The sequence below is a fragment of the Streptomyces sp. NBC_00878 genome (assembly GCF_026341515.1).
Taxonomy (GTDB): domain Bacteria; phylum Actinomycetota; class Actinomycetes; order Streptomycetales; family Streptomycetaceae; genus Streptomyces.
The window spans coordinates 1,891,520-1,908,755 of record NZ_JAPEOK010000001.1 but is presented as its reverse complement, the minus strand read 5'-3'; the positions used below and the strand labels follow the sequence as shown (position 1 = coordinate 1,908,755).

The following is a 17,236-nucleotide window of genomic DNA, read 5'->3' as shown; positions in this document are numbered from 1 at the left end:
ACCCGTCCCTGGGGGCTGCGCCCCAGACCCCCGCTCATCGGCCTGAACGGCCTCGTCCTCAACCGCCGGACGGGCTGGGTATTTCAGCCTCTCCGGCGTTTGAGGAGCGGGGGTTCGGGGGCAGCGCCCCCGAGTAGTGACGGGAATGGGTAGGGGCGGCGGGGGCGAAACAACCCCCGCCGGAGTCAAGCCGCATGCCCCCCATCCACCGAGAACTCCGCCCCCGTGACATACGCCGCCTCCACCCCCGCCAGATACGCCACCGCCGAAGCCACCTCCTCGGCCGTCCCGAACCGCCCCACCGCGGTCATCGCCGCCTGCCCAGCCGCAAACGGCCCGCCCACCGGATTCATATCCGTGTCGATCGGCCCCGGATGCACGATGTTCGCCGTGATCCCCTGCTCACCCAGTTCCCTCGCCAACGCCTTCGTCAGCCCGACCAGGGCCGACTTCCCGGTGGCATACAGCGTGCCGCCGGGCCCCGGCACACGCTGCGTCATACACGTACCGATGGTGATGATCCGCCCGCCCCGCTCCATACGGGCGGCCGCCGCCTGGGAGGCGAGGAAGACACCGCGTACGTTCACGGCGAGAACCCGGTCGACGTCCGCGAGGGAGAGGCTGTCGAGGGGGCCGAGCAGCCCGACGCCCGCGTTGTTGACGAGGATGTCGAGACGCCCGAGCCCCTCCGCCGCGCGAGTCACGGCGCCGGCGGCCTCCTCCGCGTCGGCGGAGTCCGCGCGGAGGGCGAGCGCCCGCCGCCCCAGGGACCGGATCCGGTCCACGACACCGCAGGCGGCCTCCTTGTCGCGTACGTAGGTCAGGGCGACATCCGCGCCCTCGCGGGCGAGCCGCACGGCCGTCGCCGCACCGATCCCGCGGCTGCCGCCGGTCACCAGGGCCACTGTTCCGTTCATGGTCGCTTGTGAGGTCATGAACCCATCCCAGCGGCCGGGCCGCCCGAACGCTGGCGGCGAACGGACACCAAGGTCGCGAGAGCCGGGCCCGACGGCCGGGCCGTTTTTGACGGGACCGATGAGTTGCGGCCGCCCAACGGGTCTGAGCTGATGACAGAACACCCCGCTTCGAAAGTTCGAAAGAAGGCACGTCATGGGCAAGCTCACCCTCACCGCATTCGTCACCCTCGACGGCGTCCACCAGGCCCCGGGCGGCCCCGACGAGGACCGCAGCGGCGGCTTCGAGTACGGCGGCTGGAGTTTCCCGTACGACGACGAGGACTTCGGACAGTTCGTCAACGAGGTCTTCGACCGCGCGGGCGCCTTCCTGCTCGGCCGCCACACGTACGAGATCTTCGCCGGGTTCTGGCCGAAGGTGACCGACCCGGCCAACCCGGTCGCGGGGAAGCTCAACGCCCTGCCGAAGTACGTCGCCTCGTCGAGCTTCACCGAGGCCGCATGGGCCGGCACCACGGTGATCAGCGGCGATCTGGGCAAGGAGGTCACCGCGATCAAGGAGAACACCGAAGGCGAGCTCCAGGTCCACGGCAGCGCGGCCCTCGCTCAGTCCCTCTTCGCGCTCGACCTCGTCGACACCGTGCACCTGCTGTCCTTCCCGGTCGTTCTCGGCACGGGTCGCCGGCTCTTCGCCGAGGGCGTCGTGCCGACCGCGTTCACGCACGCAGGCGCGCGGGTGACCAGCAAGGGTGTCGCCATCCACACGTACGACCTGGCCGGACGGCCGGAGTACGGCACGTTCGAACTGCCGGAGGGGAGCGCGTAGGCCGAGTGCGCCGAGGCCTCCGCGGCGCTCCGTGCGGGGGTGTTGTGGCGCAGGTTAACTCCCGGAAAACTCATCCGACTTGCGGGACGAAATCACCGTCCTTGACATTGACATGCCATGGTCTACGCGCGTCATGCTAGAGGCATGAGATTCCCCCCACGCACCACTCGCATCGGCGCTCTGGTCGCCCTCACGTCCGCCCTGCTCATCGGCGGTGCCGCCACGGTCCCCGCGAACGCGGCGGTGACCGCGGTCGGCAACATCTGCTACGGCTCGCTGCCGTCCCAGGCCCACGACACGCTCGATCTCATCGAGCAGGGCGGTCCCTACCCCTTCTCCCAGGACGGCACGGTCTTCCAGAACAGGGAAGGCGTCCTGCCCTCGCAGAGCACCGGCTACTACCACGAGTACACGGTGATCACGCCTGGTTCGTCCACGCGCGGTGCGCGTCGCATCGTCACGGGCAACAGGAGCCAGGAGGACTACTACACCGCCGACCACTACGTCTCGTTCAAGCTGGTCAACTACAGCTGCTGACCATAGGTAGCAGACGTACGAGACGTTTGCCGGAAGCCGGAAGTCCGGTGTGTGCTCTTCAGGTCTTCCGGCTCTCGGCGGCCGCGAACAGCGCGAACGACAGCACCAGCAGCGCGATGCTCCCGTAGATCTCGCGGCCGTCGAGGAAGTCGAGCCGTTGTACGAGGCCCCAACCGCGCAGCCAGCCGGTGAACTCGTACACCAGGCCCGCCACGCCCTGAACGAGGGCGATCACACCGAGAAACTCCAGCACCTGCTTCATACAAGGATCCTCGCCCCGCGGACCCCCCACTCTCATCGGCCGCGGGGCGAGGTATGGGTGGCGGAAGTCCTTGATCGGTCGGGCGGTTTCGCGTCCAAAGTCGTTCGCGCGGCGACTTTGGTCGGTGATCGGCGCCAAGGGGCGGTGTGAGCGGTCGGCGATGCGTAGATTTGTCGACTGTGAGTGATGCCGCGCCGCTGCCGAAGCCCCCGCCCGACTCAGGGCGCCGGTGGTTTCTCCCGTCGGCCGTCACCGCCGAGCTCGACCCCGACCCCGACCAGGTCGGCCGCAAGGGGCGACCGAAACGCACCGCCCGCGACTGGGTCGTCGACTTCGCCTGCTTCCTGATCGCCGTCGGGGTGGGGCTGATCGGTGCCGACGAGATGTCCGGCGACCCGAACATCCCGCCCGCCCTCGCGGCGGCCGACCAGTGGCTCGGCGCCCTCGCCTGCGCGGCCGTCTGGCTCCGTCGGCGCTGGCCGGTCGGCCTCGCCGTGGCGATGGTCCCGGTCTGCTTCATCTCGAACACCGCGGGCGGCGCCGGCCTGGTCGCCCTGTTCACACTGGCCGTGCACCGGCCCTTCAAGTACGCCGCCTGGACCGGCGGAGCCTCTGCCGCCCTGCTCCCCGTCTTCTACTGGCTGCGGCCCGACCCCGAGCTCCCGTACCCCGTGATCATCGCGCTCGGCTGGCTGCTGACCGCCGTGGTGGTCGGCTGGGGCATGCTCGCGCGCTCCAAGCGTCAGCTCATGCTGAGTCTGAGGGACCGGGCCCGCCGGGCGGAGACGGAGGCGGCGCTGCGGGCCGAGCAGGCCCAGCGGCTGGCCCGGGAGGCGATCGCACGCGAGATGCACGACGTCCTGGCCCACCGGCTGACCCTGCTCAGCGTGCACGCCGGGGCGCTGGAGTTCCGTCCGGACGCGCCCCAGGAGGACGTGGCGCGGGCCGCCGGGGTGATCCGGGAGAGCGCCCACGAGGCCCTGCAGGATCTGCGGGAGATCATCGGCGTACTGCGGGCGTCCGGCGACGGCGCGGACGAGTCCGGGCGGCCGCAGCCGACGCTCGCGGGCCTGGAGGGGCTGGTCTCCGAGAGCCGTGAGGCCGGCATGAAGGTCACGATGGACAACCGCGTCACGGACGCCGCCACGGTCCCCTCCTCGGTCGGCCGCACCGCTTACCGCATCGCCCAGGAGGGACTGACCAACGCCCGCAAGCACGCCCCGGGCGCTGAGGTCACGGTCGAGGTGTCCGGGGTGCAGGGCGACGGTCTCACCATCTCCGTACGCAACCCGGCGCCGCCGGGCGACGTGCCCCACGTCCCCGGTTCCGGCCAAGGGCTCATCGGCCTCACCGAACGGGCCATGCTCGCGGGCGGACAGCTCGCGCACGGGGCCGCGGCCGATGGAGGATTCGAGGTGCGTGCGTGGCTGCCCTGGGGCTGAGCGCGTCGGCTGAGCGCGCCCTCGGTCGACGCCGGAGCGCGAGCCGGGCGCACGGCCGCCGAGACGGTGGAGCAATGAGCCGTTTTCCTCGGGAGAGCCGGATGAGCCCGGTGAGCCGGTTAAAGCGCGCGGCCCGGTCGAGCGCTGTCACTACGGTAGGGCCATGACTCCGATCCGCCTGCTCCTCGTCGACGACGACCCACTGGTCAGGGCCGGTCTCTCCTTCATGCTGGGAGGCGCCGACGACCTGGAGATCGTGGGCGAGGCCGCCGACGGCAGCGCGGTCGAGGAACTGGTCGACCGCACGCGCCCCGACGTCGTGCTCATGGACATCCGGATGCCCACGGTCGACGGCCTCGCGGCCACCGAACGGCTCCGGAGCCGCGAGGACGCCCCGCAGGTCATCGTGCTCACCACGTTCCACGCCGACGACCAGGTGCTGCGGGCGCTGCGCGCCGGAGCGGCCGGCTTCGTCCTCAAGGACACCCCGCCCGTGGAGATCCTCGACGCGGTACGCCGGGTCGCCGCGGGCGATCCCGTGCTCTCGCCCACCGTGACCCGGCAGTTGATGGCCCACGCCGCGGGCACCTCCGCCGACACCCGGCGCGCGAGTGCCCGTACGCGCGTCGCCACGCTCAACGACCGCGAGCGCGAGGTCGCCGTCGCCGTCGGGCGGGGCCGTTCCAACGCCGAGATCGCCACCGGGCTGTTCATGAGCGTCGCCACCGTCAAGACCCACGTCTCCCGGATCCTGGCCAAGCTCGACCTCAACAACCGTGTGCAGATCGCCCTGTTGACGTACGACGCCGGCCTCCTGGAGGACGACGGCCACTAGCCCGCCACTCGGCCGGTCCGGCGTTTGAGGACGGGGCCGTTCAGGCCGATAGGGGGCTGGGGGCGCAGCCCCCAGGGGACGATGGGGGTCCCCACGCTCGAGCGACGCCGAGAGTGGGGGAGGGTAGGGGCGGCGGGGGCGAAATCCCCTCAGTCCCGACCCCCCGCGATCTCCCCCAGACGCACGGACCGGCGCTCGCGCCGGGACAACTCGCACGCCTCGGCGATCCGCAGCGCCTGCAACGCCTCGCGCCCGTCGCAGGGATTGGCCCGCTCCCCGCGCACCACCTCGACGAACGCGTGCAGCTCCGCCTCGTACGCGGGCCCGAACCGCTCCAGGAACCCGGTCCACGGCTTGGTCGCGGCGGGCGGCCCGGCCGGTTCCGTGGAGGCGATCGGCGTACGGTCGTCGAGCCCCACCCCGATCTGGTCCAGCTCGCCGGCCAGCTCCATGCGTACGTCGTATCCGGCGCCGTTCAGCCGGGTCGCCGTCGCCGTCGCGAGCGTGCCGTCGTCCAGGGTGAGGACGGCCGCGGCCGTGTCGATGTCGCCCGCGTCGCGGAACATCGCGGGCCCGGCGTCCGAGCCCATCGCGCTCACTTCGGTGACCTCGCGGCCCGTCACCCAGCGCAGCATGTCGAAGTCGTGCACGAGCGTGTCCCGGTACAGCCCGCCGGACAGCGGCAGGTACGCCACCGACGGCGGCGACTGGTCGGACGTCATCGCCCGCACGGTGTGCAGCCGCCCGAGCCGGCCGGAGAGCACCGCCTCCCGCGCGACCGTGTACCCGGTGTCGAAGCGCCGCTGGAAGCCCATCTGCAGGATCGTTCCCGCTGCTTCGACCTCCGCGATCGCCGTTAACGTGTCCGACAGGGTCAGTGCGATGGGCTTCTCGCAGAACACCGGAAGCCCGGCCCGCGCCGCCCGACCGATCAGTTCGCTGTGTGCCGAGGTGGCCGCCGTGATCACCACGGCGTCCACACCCCAGGTGAAGATCTCGTCCACGCCGGGCGCCGCCGTGGCGCCCAAGCGGTCCGCGAGTCGCCGGGCGCGCGCGGTGTCCGCGTCCGTGACGATGAGAGAGCCGCCGACCTCGCGGTGCCGGCTGAGGGCGGTCGCATGATATGTACCGATACGACCCGTCCCGATGAGTCCGATGCGCATGGGACCAAACTGAGGGCGGACCATACACCCTGTCAACGCTTTGTCCGGACAATCGAACTTCACAACTTCCCGTCAACATGCACCGAAGCTACGCTCGGCCCGTGCCCAAACCAGACGTGGACCCGACCGTGCCACTCCAGCTCAGCGTCGACCGGAACAGTCCGGTGCCGCTGTACTACCAGCTGGCCCAGCAGCTCGAAGCGGCGATCGAGCGCGGTGCCCTGACTCCGGGCAGCCTGCTGGGCAATGAGATCGAGCTCGCCGGACGCCTCGGCCTGTCCCGGCCCACGGTCCGCCAGGCCATCCAGTCACTGGTGGACAAGGGCCTCCTCGTACGCCGTCGAGGCGTCGGTACCCAGGTCGTGCACAGCCAGGTCAAGCGACCGCTGGAGCTGAGCAGCCTCTACGACGATCTGGAGGCGGCCGGCCAGCGCCCGGCGACCCGGGTCCTCGTCAACACCGTCGTCCCTGCGTCGGCCGAGGTCGCCGCCGCCCTCTCGGTGGCCGAGGGCAGCGAGGTGCACCGGGTGGAGCGGCTGCGTCTGGCCCACGGCGAGCCGATGGCGTACCTCTGCAACTACCTGCCGCCGGGGCTCCTCGACCTGGACAGCTCGCAGCTGGAGGCCACGGGTCTGTACCGGCTGATGCGCGCCGCGGGCATCACCCTGCACAGCGCCCGCCAGTCCGTCGGTGCCCGCGCCGCCACGGCCGTGGAGGCCGAGCGCCTCGACGAGCCCGAGGGGGCCCCGCTGCTCACCATGCAGCGCACCACGTTCGACGACACGGGCCGCGCCGTCGAATTCGGCACCCACACCTACCGCGCCTCGCGCTACTCCTTCGAGTTCCAACTTCTCGTACGCCCCTGACCTCGTACGACTCCAGTCTTCTCGTACGCCCCTGACCTCGTACGACTCCGATGCTGTCGTGCCACTCCACCCGCCGAATGGCGGGAGGCGCGGCGCCGGAAGACTCGCGCCACGAGCTGGAGAACTCCGCACACCAGGGCGCCTCCTTCAGGGGCGCGGGGCGGTCACATTTCGCGGCTCCTCTCCCACTCTCGGCTTCTCCCCCACTCTCGGCTTCGCTCGAGCGGGGGGACCCCCATGAGCGGGGGGACCCCCATCGTGGGCTCGACCAGCCGCGGCGGTCCCGCAGACAGCGAACGACCGGCAGCATTCCAGGGCGGCTCCAGGCGCGGCGAGGGACGCCGCCGTGCAGCCAAACCCCTACGTGCGGCAGAATCGGCGCGATGAGCACCTACCGCGACCTCGCACTCCCCAGGGCGCTCGGCTCCGCCAGAGCCGCGGGCGCCCCCATCGGCTCCCGCCGGGCCACCGTCCTGCGCACCGTGGGCACGCGCGAGCGCCGCTCCCACCTGACGGCGCCGCGTGTTCCCACCGTCGGTATCGACATCGGCGGTACGAAGGTGATGGCGGGCGTCGTCGACGCGGACGGCAACATCCTGGAGAAGGTCCGCACCGAGACCCCCGACAAGTCCAAGAGCCCCCGGGTCGTCGAGGACACCATCGTCGAGCTGGTCCTGGACCTCTCCGACCGGCACGACGTGCACGCGGTCGGCATCGGCGCGGCCGGCTGGGTCGACGCGGACCGCAACCGCGTCCTTTTCGCGCCCCACCTGTCGTGGCGCAACGAGCCCCTCCGGGACCGCATCTCGGGCCGCCTCGCCGTGCCCGTCCTGGTGGACAACGACGCCAACACCGCGGCCTGGGCCGAGTGGCGCTTCGGCGCCGGCCGCGGCGAGGACCACCTCGTCATGATCACGCTGGGCACCGGCATCGGCGGCGCGATCCTGGAGGACGGCCAGGTCAAGCGCGGCAAGTTCGGCGTCGCCGGCGAGTTCGGCCATATGCAGGTCGTGCCCGGCGGCCACCGCTGCCCGTGCGGCAACCGCGGCTGCTGGGAGCAGTACAGCTCGGGCAACGCACTGGTCCGCGAGGCCCGCGAGCTCGCCGCCGCCGACTCCCCGGTGGCGTACGGGATCATCGAGCACGTCAAGGGCGACATCTCCGAGATCACCGGCCCGATGATCACCGAGCTGGCCCGCGAGGGCGACGCCATGTGCATCGAGCTCCTCCAGGACATCGGCCAGTGGCTCGGCGTCGGCATCGCGAACCTCGCGGCCGCCCTGGACCCCTCCTGCTTCGTCATCGGCGGCGGCGTCAGCGCGGCCGACGACCTGCTGATCGGCCCGGCCCGCGACGCCTTCCGACGGCACCTGACCGGCCGTGGCTACCGCCCCGAGGCCCGGATCGCCCGCGCCCAGCTCGGCCCCGAGGCCGGCATGGTCGGCGCCGCGGACCTCGCCCGGCTCGTCGCGCGCCGCTTCCGGCGCGCCAACCGGCGCCGGGTGGAGCGCTACGAGCGGTACGAGCGCTACGCCGAGTCGCGCCGCTCCGCACCGGATTCGCTGTGACGGCCTCACTGCCGCGCCAGGCCTCGCCCCCGGACGAGCCGCCGCCCGAGGACCGCGGCCACATGATCCGCCGCCGCGCCCTGACGCTGCTGATCATCGGGCTGCTCATCGGTGTCCCGGCCGGCTACCTAGTGATCTCCGCCAACCAGAGCCGCGACAGCGGCAAGGACAAGGAGGAGAAGTACTCGGCGACCGGCCTCACCCCGGGCTGGCCCTCCCGCGTCCAGCGCCGCCTCTACCGGATCCCCATCCCGGGGGCCTCGGCCGAGGTCGCGTACTACGAGACGAACAACTGGAAGACCAGCCGTCTCTATGCCCAGTTCCTCACCAGCGACGAGGGCCTCGACAAGTTCCTCAAGACCATCGGCACCCGCCGTGGCGCCCTGAAGAAGGACGACATCGCCATCGGGGCCCGCGACCGGCGGGTCGTCGGCTGGGAGTTCACCGGCTCCGGTCCCTGGTCGGGCCTCAGCCACACCCACAAGAATCCGACGCCCACCCAGGACATCGTCGTGAACTGGTCGAAGCCCGGTCACCCCATGGTCTACGTGGTCTCCAGAACGACACCCTGATCCGCTCCCCGCCCTGCCACGCTCCGCCGCCGAGCCGCATTGTCAGACCTGGCCCGTAGAGTCGAAGACGCGTGATCCGACCAGGGTGGGCGGGCACGAGAGATCCGACCAGGGCGGGGCGGACCGGGCGTGAGGGAGGTGGCCGGGAGCATGAGTGTGGGACAGACGCGTGCCGCTCTCGGCGCCGAACCCGCCGCATCCGATGTGCTCGACGTGCTCGACGTGCTCGATGTGCCCGAGGTGTCCGTGCGGCTGGCGGCCGTCTTCCTGCCCGCCGCCCTGCCGCGCGACGGCCGGATCGCCTTCTGGGACCCGGACGCGGAGACACCGCTCCCGGGACCGGACACCGAGCTCACGGTCGTACGACGACACGGCGCGGGTGTACGACGGGGATCGGCGCCCGCGCTGACCTTGCCGGTCGTCCAAGCGCTGCCGTTGCTGGTGCGGGCCCGGCGGGACCCCGCCGCGCATCCCGCCACGGCGTGCTGGGGCGCCGCCGCGCTGCACGCCTTGCGCCTCGTCGCGCGCGGGCGGCTGCTGCCCGGCCTGACACCCGACGGATACGACGCGTGGCGGGCCGGCCCTCTGGACCCGGACGACATCGCCCACCTGAGAGCGGTGGCCGCGGCCCTTCCGTACGAGGGACACGCCGTACCGCTGCCGGGCCGTGGCCCGCTTCACGTGCCCCAGCCGGAAGCACTGATGCGCGCCTTTCTGGACGCGGTCGCCGACGCACTGCCCCGCACCGCGGCCGCGCCGTACGCCACCGGGAAACCGTTCGCGGCCAGTGGGCCCCAGCGGCTGCCGGGCGCACAGGACTGGGCGGCGGAGGTCGCCGCGGGCATGGACGCGGGCGTACGGATCTCGCTGCGCCTGGACCTGTCCGCGTACGAGCTCTTCGACGACAGCGAGGGCGCGCGGCGCGCGGGCGCCGCCGTCGTCCAGGTGCACAGCCTCGCCGACCCCACCCTCGTCATCGACGCCGCGGCCCTGTGGGCGGGCACCTCCGACGCGGTGTTCGGGCCGCGCGCCCGTGTCGACGCGGCGCTGGCCGTGCGTCGCGCTGCCCGCGTATGGCCGCCCCTGGACCGGCTGTCCGCACAGGACGTGCCGGACGTACTGGCGCTGTCCGAGGACGAGTTGTCGGACCTGCTCGGCGTCGCCGCGACCCGCCTCGGCGCGGCCGGGGTCGCCGTGCACTGGCCCCGCGACCTCGCCCAGGACCTCAGCGCGGCGGCGGTCGTCCGTCCCGCGCCCGGCTCGGCCACGGACGGCACCGGCTTCTTCGAGAGCGAGGAACTGCTCCAGTTCCGCTGGCAGTTGGCGCTCGGCGGCGATCCGCTCTCCGAGGCCGAGATGGACACGCTCGCCGAGGCGCACCGCCCTGTCGTACGGCTGCGGGACCAGTGGGTGCTCGTGGACCCGGCCCTCGTCCGCAAGGCGCGCAAGCGCGAACTGGGTCTGCTCGACCCGGTGGACGCCCTCTCCGTGGCGCTCACCGGGACCGCGGAGGTCGACGGCGAGACGGTCGAGGCGGTGCCCGTCGGCGCGCTGGCCGCACTGCGCGACCGCCTCACGGCAGGACTGCGCCCCGCCGAACCGCCGCCCGCCCTGAAGGCCACCCTCCGCGACTACCAACTCCGCGGGCTGGCCTGGCTCGACCTCATGACCTCACTCGGCCTCGGCGGCTGCCTCGCCGACGACATGGGGCTCGGCAAAACCGTCACCCTCATCGCCCTCCACCTGAAGCGGGCGCGCCCCGAGCCGACCCTCGTCGTCTGCCCCGCCTCGCTGCTCGGCAACTGGCAGCGGGAGATCGAGCGGTTCGCCCCGGGCGTGCCCGTGCGCCGCTATCACGGACCGGGCCGATCCCTGGAGTTCCTGGAAAACACGGACAGTGGTTTCGTTCTCACCACGTACGGCACGATGCGGTCGACGGCACCGCAGCTCTCCCGGCAGAAGTGGGGCATGGTCGTCGCGGACGAGGCCCAGCACGTCAAGAACCCGTACTCGGCGACGGCCAAAGCCCTGCGGACGATCACCGCCCCGGCCAGGGTCGCCCTGAGCGGCACCCCGGTGGAGAACAACCTCTCCGAACTGTGGGCGCTGCTCGACTGGACGACTCCGGGACTGCTCGGCCCGCTGAAGTCCTTCCGCGCCCGGCACGCGCGCGCGGTGGAGAACGGCGAGGACGAGGAGGCCGTGACCCGCCTCGCCCGGCTGATCCGGCCCTTCCTCCTCCGCCGCAAGAAGTCGGACCCCGGCATCGTCCCCGAACTGCCTCCCAAGACGGAGACGGACCACCCCGTCCCCCTCACCCGCGAACAGGCCTCCTTGTACGAAGCCGTGGTCCGCGAGTCGATGCTCGCGATCGAGACCACCGACGGCATCGCCCGGCGCGGCCTGGTCCTCAAGCTCCTCACCGCGCTCAAGCAGATCTGCGACCACCCCGCGCTGTACCTGAAGGAGGACACCGGCGGGCACCCCGGCGGGGGCGGAGGGGCCTCCCGCCAGGCCGCCCGCTCCGGCAAACTCGCCCTCCTGGACGAGCTGTTGGACACGCTGCTCGCCGAGGACGGCTCGGCGCTCGTCTTCACGCAGTACGTGGGGATGGCCAAGCTGATCACCCACCACCTCGCGGCGCGCGCGGTCCCCGTCGAACTCCTCCACGGGGGTACGCCGGTGGCTGAGCGCGAGCACATGGTGGACCGCTTCCAGAGCGGAGCGACACCGGTCCTGATCCTCTCGCTGAAGGCGGCCGGTACGGGCCTCAACCTCACGCGCGCGGGCCATGTCGTCCACTTCGACCGTTGGTGGAACCCCGCGGTGGAGGAGCAGGCCACCGACCGCGCCTACCGCATCGGCCAGACCCAGCCCGTCCAGGTCCACCGCCTCATCACCGAGGGCACCGTCGAGGACCGCATCGCCGAGATGCTCGCCGCCAAGCGAGCCCTGGCCGACGCGATCCTCGGCTCCGGCGAGGCATCCCTGACGGAACTGACCGACCGCGAACTGTCCGACCTGGTCTCGCTGAGGAGGCCGACGTGATGTCTTCCACGAACCGGCCTGACCGGCCTGACCGGCCTGACCGGCCTGACCGGCCTGACCGGCCTGACCGGCCGGAGGGGCCGGAGGGGTCCGACCGGCCCGAGGGGTCCGGCCGTCCGGATCAGGTGGATCGGCCAGAACAGGGGGAGTCGCCGGGCGCCGAGGCGGCTCCGGTCGGTGAGACGTCCTCGGCAGATGAGGTGTTCCCGGCAGGTGAGATGCCCTTGGCGTCCGAAACGCCTCCGGCTGGTGGGTCCCGGCCCGCTGACGCCGCCCGGCGTGCGCTGCGGGCGGCACGGCGGGGGGACGTCAGCGGGGCGGCGGCCGGTGCGGGGGAGGGGCGCCCCACGACGGCGGACGCGCGTCCGACGGGGCCCAGCAGGGCAGGGCGAGCCGCCGAGGGGACCGCGCTGCAGGGGCCCCGTCCGGGTGATAAGGCACGCGAGGCGTTGCGGCGCGCGGCGGCCGGTCGCACGGGTGGCGGTACTGCCCCGCGGGCGGAGGAGGCGCAGGAGGCGCCGGGCATGCAGGATGCGTCGGGCATGCAGGGGAAGCCAGGCATGTGGGATGCGCCGGGAAGGCAACGGACGCCGGGCAGGCAGGGCGTGCCGGACACTCAGCGGACTCCGGACGTGCACGAGATGCCGGACGCGCAGGATGCGTCAGCAACGCAACGGACGCCAGGCAGGCAGGGTGTGGCGGACACTCAGCGGACTTCGGACGTGCGTGGGATGCCGGACGCGCATGGGGCACCGGACGCAGGTGGAGTCGAGGGCTCCGAGCCGGAGGCCGAGGCGTCCGCGGCCGGTCGACCCCATGCGGGGTCCGGATCACCGCGCCCCGGTGACGTGGCCCGCGAGGCGTTGCGTGCCGCGCGGGTCCAGGCGGAGAAGGAGCGAACCGCCGCCCGGGACAAGGGAGTTACGGGTCGGAGGCGACAAGGCGGTGCTGACCCCGGGGCCCCTGGGTCCCGTTCGACGATGGCGAACCGCCGCGCGGCGGCCCACGTCCAGGAGTTGGCCGACCGGTTGGGCGACGCCTTCGACCTGTCGGCCCGGCTGGAAAGGGAGGCCGACGCCGGGCCGGGCACTACACCTCCAGGGACGGTTCCCGACCCCGAGGCTCGGTCCGTCGGTCGGCTGCTCCCGGCCGTCACAGCAGGGCCCGTGGACGCGGACATGGACATGGACGTGGACGTGGACGCCGCCGCCACCGAGCCCGACGCCGAACCGGTCTCCGGCGACGAGCACCTGCCGTCCGTCGAGCCGCAGTCGAACACCCCGCTGAAGACCCGGCCGAAGCACCAGTCGGAGCCGCAGCCCGAGCGCGAGCCCGCGCCATCCTCCGGCGCGGCAGAGTCGTCGACAGGCGGCGGATCGATCGCCGACGCCGTACGAGCCGCCATGGCCAGGGCAGCCCGTGACTCTCAAGGCACCCACGCACCCACATCCGTAACCCGCTCGGACAACGCGCCCCCGACTCACGCCGACGCCTCGCCCGCGCCCCACCCTGGTGTCACGCCCGCACCCGCACCCGCACCCCATGCCGACGTCACCTCCGTACCGGAATCTCCCTCCGAAGTCGCCCCCGCCCTCCACCCCGCTCCCGAACAGCCCCGCACCGCGGTGCCCGCACGCTCCATGGCCGCCCCGGGCCGCGACGGTGAGCTGCGGCGCACTTTCCCCGCCCTGCCCGCGCGGCCGCAGGGCACGCACGGCACGGGCGGATTCGCCGAGACGTGGTGGGGGAACGCGTGGGTGGCCGCGTTGGAGGAGATGGCGTTGGACGCGGCACGGCTCGGCCGGGGGAAGGCGTACGCGCGGGAGGGGCACGTGGACGCCATCACCGTCACGCCCGGGCTCGTGCTCGCCTACGTGCACGGCAGCCGACCGCGTCCGTACCGGGTGCAGATCCGGATGCGTACGCTCTCGGACGACGACTGGGAGCGGTTCCTCGACGCCGCGGCCGAACGGCCGGGGCACATCGCGGCGTTGCTCGACAAGGACCTGCCCCAGTCGCTCGCCGACAGCGGAGTGGGTCTGCTCCCCGGCCCCGGCGACCTCGTACCGCAGTGCAGTTGCCCCGATTCCGGCCACCCCTGCAAACACGCGGCCGCGCTCTGCTACCAGACGGCGCGGCTGCTGGACGAAGACCCCTTCGTCCTCCTCCTGTCGCGCGGCCGGGGCGAACGCGAGCTGCTGGACGCGCTGTCCCGGCGCAGCGCCACCCTGGCGGCGCGCTCGGCCCGGTCCGAGCGGGAACCGGCACTGCCCGGCGTACGAGCCGCCGACGCCCTCGCGCCCCGCACACTGCCGCCGCTCCCGGCCCCGTTGCCGCCGCCCGCGCACCCAGGGCAGCCCCCGGCCTACCCGGCGTCCCCCGGCGGCCCGGACCCGTTCGCGCTGGACCAGTTGGCCACCGACGCGGCAGCCCGCGCGCACGCGTTGCTCACGACGGGCCGTGACCCCGTGGCGGAGCTGACCCTCTGGCAGGACGCTGTCCGCCTCGCGGCCATCCGCCCCGGTTCCGGCCTCACCGCCACGACCCGCGCCCTGTACGCGTCCCTGGCCACCGCCGTCGGCCGCACCCCGGCGGAGCTGGCGCGGGCCGTCGCCGCGTGGCGGCAGGGCGGACTGGAAGGGCTCGCCGTCCTCGAAGAGCCCTGGGACCCGCCGGCGGGCCGTTTCGACCGGGCCCGCCCGCTGCTCCTGGCCGCCGACTTCCCCGCCTTCCGCCCTTGGCACAACCACCTCACCCACCCCCGCGGCCACATACAGCTCCGGCTGGGCCACGACGGCCTCTGGTACGCCTACGAGTCGGAACCGGGCCACGACGACTGGTGGCCCCGAGGCACCCCCGACCTCGACCCGGTCGGCGCCCTCACGGGCCTGGGCTCCCCGGCCGACCTGTGACGACGGAGAGCGGGCTGGGTGGAGCAGGCGGCGCACTGCTCGTCAACGGCGTGAACAGGATGCGTCGGTACGATGCACGCGCATCGAGACTCATGTGCCTGGCCGATGTACCTGGCCGACGGCGGAGTGCCGGAGCGCGGCGGTGGTGTGTGAAGCCCGGTGCGGAGAATCTTCGCGAGGCTTCCATAACGTGGGACGGCTTGCATGGGGATCCGGCCCAAGCGTGTGAGAAATCGTGAGATGTGGGAGCGTGAGCCGGGTGAGCGAGAGTACGACCAACACCCTTCAATACCGCTTTGACGGGCCAGAAGACGCACCTGTGCTGATCCTGGGCCCCTCACTGGGTACGACATGGCACATGTGGGACCGGCAGGTCCCGGAGCTGGCCAAGCAGTGGCGGATCTTCCGCTTCGACCTGCCCGGCCACGGCGGCGCGCCCGCGCACCCGGCCGGTTCGGTCACCGAGCTGGCCGAGCGGCTGCTCGTCACGCTCGACGGGCTGGGCGTCCACCGGTTCGGATACGCGGGCTGCGCGCTCGGTGGTGCCATCGGAGCCGAGCTCGCGCTGCGCCACCCGGAGCGCCTCGCGTCGCTCACGCTGATCGCGGCCTCGCCTCGCTTCGGCACGGCCGACGAGTTCCGGCAGCGCGGCGTGATCGTAAGGACGAACGGCCTCGACCCCATCGCGCGGATGTCTCCGGAGCGCTGGTTCACCAGTGGGTTCGCCGCGGCGCAGCCCGCGATCACCGAGTGGGCCGTACAGATGGTGCGCACCACGGACCCGGGCTGCTACATCGCCGCGTGCGAGGCGCTGGCCTCGTTCGACATCCGTGCCGAGCTGGGCCGGATCGGGGTGCCGACGCTCGTCCTGGTCGGCTCCGACGACCAGGTCACCGGCCCCGCCGAGGCCCGCACCCTGGTCGCCGGGATACCGGACGCCCGCCTCGCCGTCGTGCCCGGCGCCTCGCACCTGGTCCCCGTGGAGCAGCCCGCCGCGGTCACGGACCTCCTCGTACGGCACTTCTCCACCGCCTGGCAGCAGCCCGCCTACGACTCGTCCACCGGGCAGATGGCGGTCGTGGTGCCGCAGGCGAACCCGGCCCTGGCCGCGCCGCCGCAGATGTCCCCCGTCGCCGAGATCGCCCCCGCCGTGCAGCCCGAGCCGATGCTGGGCAGACCCGACCCGTACGACGCGGGCATCAAGGTCCGCCGTGAGGTGCTCGGGGACGCGCATGTGGACCGGGCGCTGGCCCAGGCCGACGAGTTCTCCGGGGACTTCCAGGAGTTCGTCACCCGGTATGCCTGGGGCGAGATCTGGGACCGGCCCGGCCTCGACCGGCGTTCGCGCAGCTGCGTCACGCTCACCGCCCTGGTCGCGGGCGGCCACCTCGACGAGCTGGCCTTCCACACCCGGGCCGCTCTGCGCAACGGCCTCACGCCGGTCGAGATCAAGGAGGTGCTCCTCCACGCGGCCGTCTACTGCGGCGTACCGGCCGCGAACAGCGCCTTCAAGGTGGCCCAGCAGGTCATCCGCGAGGAGACCACACCGCAGGAATGACCTACGGACGGGTGGCGCCACCACCGGGCCGCGCCACCCGTACGCCGCTGTGCGAGGCAGGATGGGCACCATGAAGCTCACCAAGAAGTCGCACGCCTGCGTCCGTCTGGAGAAGGACGGCCGCACACTCGTCATCGACCCCGGCGCCTTCAGCGAGGAGAACGCCGCGATCGGCGCGGACGCGATCCTCGTCACGCACGAGCACGCCGACCACTTCAGCGAGGGGCACCTGCGGGCGGGCCTGGAGGCCAACCCGGACGCGGAGATCTGGACGCTGAAATCCGTCGCGGACCAGATCTCGGCCGCGTTCCCGGGCCGGGTGCACACCGTCGGCCACGGCGACACGTTCTCCGCCGCGGGCTTCGACGTTCAGGTCCACGGCGAACTGCACGCCGTGATCCACCCGGACATCCCGCGCGTCACGAACGTCGGCTACCTCGTCGACGGCGGCCGGGTCTTCCACCCCGGCGACGCCCTCACCGTCCCCGAACACCCGGTCGAGACGCTGATGCTCCCCGTCATGGCCCCCTGGAGCAAGATCTCCGAGGTCATCGACTACGTCCGCGAGGTCAAGCCGCAGCGCGCGTACGACATCCACGACGCCCTGCTGACCGACCTCGCGCGCCCCATCTACGACCGTCAGATCGGCGCCTTGGGCGGCTCCGAGCACCTGCGGCTGGCCCCGGGCGAGACCGCCGACCTCTGAGTGTCAGACCCGCCCGGTAGGTTGTGT

14 protein-coding genes are annotated in these 17,236 nt (G+C 72.5%); 11 read left to right on the top strand and 3 right to left on the bottom strand.

Annotated features, from left to right (window positions below; translation table 11 throughout):
• Nucleotides 1-185 precede the first annotated feature (185 nt).
• Entirely contained in the window at nt 186-935 is a 750-nt protein-coding gene (locus tag OHA11_RS07785; RefSeq protein ID WP_266493338.1) for an SDR family oxidoreductase, read from the bottom strand.
• 175 nt (nt 936-1,110) lie between these two features.
• On the opposite strand from OHA11_RS07785, the gene OHA11_RS07780 reads away from it, so the two are divergent.
• Together OHA11_RS07780 and OHA11_RS07775 are read left to right on the top strand one after the other, a co-directional pair.
• Entirely contained in the window at nt 1,111-1,740 is a 630-nt protein-coding gene (locus OHA11_RS07780; protein ID WP_266493337.1) for a dihydrofolate reductase family protein, read from the top strand.
• A gap of 144 nt (nt 1,741-1,884) precedes the next feature.
• The gene (locus OHA11_RS07775; protein ID WP_266493334.1) at nt 1,885-2,277 is read left to right on the top strand and encodes a ribonuclease domain-containing protein; all 393 of its coding nucleotides are present in this window, start codon (nt 1,885-1,887) and stop codon (nt 2,275-2,277) included.
• A gap of 58 nt (nt 2,278-2,335) precedes the next feature.
• Here the strand turns inward: OHA11_RS07775 and OHA11_RS07770 are convergent, their stop codons facing one another.
• On the bottom strand, nt 2,336-2,539 hold the full coding sequence (locus tag OHA11_RS07770; protein ID WP_266493331.1) for a hypothetical protein: 204 nt from the start codon (nt 2,537-2,539) through the stop codon (nt 2,336-2,338).
• Nucleotides 2,540-2,718: 179 nt separating this feature from the next.
• Here OHA11_RS07770 and OHA11_RS07765 point away from each other — a divergent pair, with 179 nt between their 5' ends.
• A complete protein-coding gene (locus tag OHA11_RS07765) occupies nt 2,719-3,981 on the top strand; it encodes a sensor histidine kinase (protein ID WP_266493330.1) in 1,263 nt (420 codons plus the stop codon).
• A 163-nt stretch (nt 3,982-4,144) separates the two neighbouring features.
• A complete protein-coding gene (locus tag OHA11_RS07760; RefSeq protein ID WP_266493328.1) occupies nt 4,145-4,816 on the top strand; it encodes a response regulator transcription factor in 672 nt (223 codons plus the stop codon).
• Between the two features lie 149 nt (nt 4,817-4,965).
• On the opposite strand, the gene OHA11_RS07755 is transcribed toward OHA11_RS07760, so the two are convergent.
• Nucleotides 4,966-5,979 (bottom strand): Gfo/Idh/MocA family oxidoreductase, encoded by a 1,014-nt coding sequence (locus OHA11_RS07755; RefSeq protein WP_266493326.1) that lies wholly within the window; start codon nt 5,977-5,979, stop codon nt 4,966-4,968.
• A 128-nt stretch (nt 5,980-6,107) separates the two neighbouring features.
• On the opposite strand from OHA11_RS07755, the gene OHA11_RS07750 reads away from it, so the two are divergent.
• The 7 genes from OHA11_RS07750 (at nt 6,108) to OHA11_RS07720 (ending at nt 17,209) form a co-directional block, all read left to right on the top strand.
• Nucleotides 6,108-6,845, top strand: coding sequence for a GntR family transcriptional regulator (locus OHA11_RS07750; RefSeq protein WP_266507033.1), 738 nt, complete (start codon nt 6,108-6,110; stop codon nt 6,843-6,845).
• 383 nt (nt 6,846-7,228) lie between these two features.
• The gene (locus tag OHA11_RS07745; RefSeq protein ID WP_266493325.1) at nt 7,229-8,413 is read left to right on the top strand and encodes an ROK family glucokinase; all 1,185 of its coding nucleotides are present in this window, start codon (nt 7,229-7,231) and stop codon (nt 8,411-8,413) included.
• Entirely contained in the window at nt 8,410-8,985 is a 576-nt protein-coding gene (locus OHA11_RS07740) for a sugar kinase (protein ID WP_266493323.1), read from the top strand. The genes OHA11_RS07745 and OHA11_RS07740 overlap by 4 nt, the downstream gene beginning before the upstream one ends.
• Before the next feature lie 150 nt (nt 8,986-9,135).
• Nucleotides 9,136-12,033: a DEAD/DEAH box helicase gene (locus tag OHA11_RS07735; RefSeq protein ID WP_266493321.1), complete on the top strand. Its 2,898-nt coding sequence runs from the start codon at nt 9,136-9,138 to the stop codon at nt 12,031-12,033.
• A gap of 980 nt (nt 12,034-13,013) precedes the next feature.
• Complete coding sequence (locus OHA11_RS07730) at nt 13,014-14,945, top strand: SWIM zinc finger family protein (RefSeq protein ID WP_266493319.1); 1,932 nt, start codon at nt 13,014-13,016, stop codon at nt 14,943-14,945.
• A 259-nt stretch (nt 14,946-15,204) separates the two neighbouring features.
• Nucleotides 15,205-16,503, top strand: coding sequence for a 4-carboxymuconolactone decarboxylase (pcaC, locus tag OHA11_RS07725; protein WP_266493317.1), 1,299 nt, complete (start codon nt 15,205-15,207; stop codon nt 16,501-16,503).
• 70 nt (nt 16,504-16,573) lie between these two features.
• Nucleotides 16,574-17,209: an MBL fold metallo-hydrolase gene (locus OHA11_RS07720; protein ID WP_266493315.1), complete on the top strand. Its 636-nt coding sequence runs from the start codon at nt 16,574-16,576 to the stop codon at nt 17,207-17,209.
• Nucleotides 17,210-17,236 lie beyond the last annotated feature (27 nt).

What these genes read in the sequence shown, in the direction of transcription:
- OHA11_RS07745 (WP_266493325.1), top strand. Translation starts at nt 7,229, where the DNA reads ATGAGCACCTACCGCGACCTCGCACTCCCCAGGGCGCTCGGCTCCGCC.
- OHA11_RS07780 (WP_266493337.1), top strand. Translation starts at nt 1,111, where the DNA reads ATGGGCAAGCTCACCCTCACCGCATTCGTCACCCTCGACGGCGTCCAC.
- OHA11_RS07720 (WP_266493315.1), top strand. Translation starts at nt 16,574, where the DNA reads ATGAAGCTCACCAAGAAGTCGCACGCCTGCGTCCGTCTGGAGAAGGAC.
- OHA11_RS07730 (WP_266493319.1), top strand. Translation starts at nt 13,014, where the DNA reads ATGGCGAACCGCCGCGCGGCGGCCCACGTCCAGGAGTTGGCCGACCGG.
- OHA11_RS07755 (WP_266493326.1), bottom strand. Translation starts at nt 5,979, where the DNA reads ATGCGCATCGGACTCATCGGGACGGGTCGTATCGGTACATATCATGCG.
- OHA11_RS07760 (WP_266493328.1), top strand. Translation starts at nt 4,145, where the DNA reads ATGACTCCGATCCGCCTGCTCCTCGTCGACGACGACCCACTGGTCAGG.
- OHA11_RS07785 (WP_266493338.1), bottom strand. Translation starts at nt 935, where the DNA reads ATGACCTCACAAGCGACCATGAACGGAACAGTGGCCCTGGTGACCGGC.
- OHA11_RS07770 (WP_266493331.1), bottom strand. Translation starts at nt 2,539, where the DNA reads ATGAAGCAGGTGCTGGAGTTTCTCGGTGTGATCGCCCTCGTTCAGGGC.
- OHA11_RS07735 (WP_266493321.1), top strand. Translation starts at nt 9,136, where the DNA reads ATGAGTGTGGGACAGACGCGTGCCGCTCTCGGCGCCGAACCCGCCGCA.
- OHA11_RS07775 (WP_266493334.1), top strand. Translation starts at nt 1,885, where the DNA reads ATGAGATTCCCCCCACGCACCACTCGCATCGGCGCTCTGGTCGCCCTC.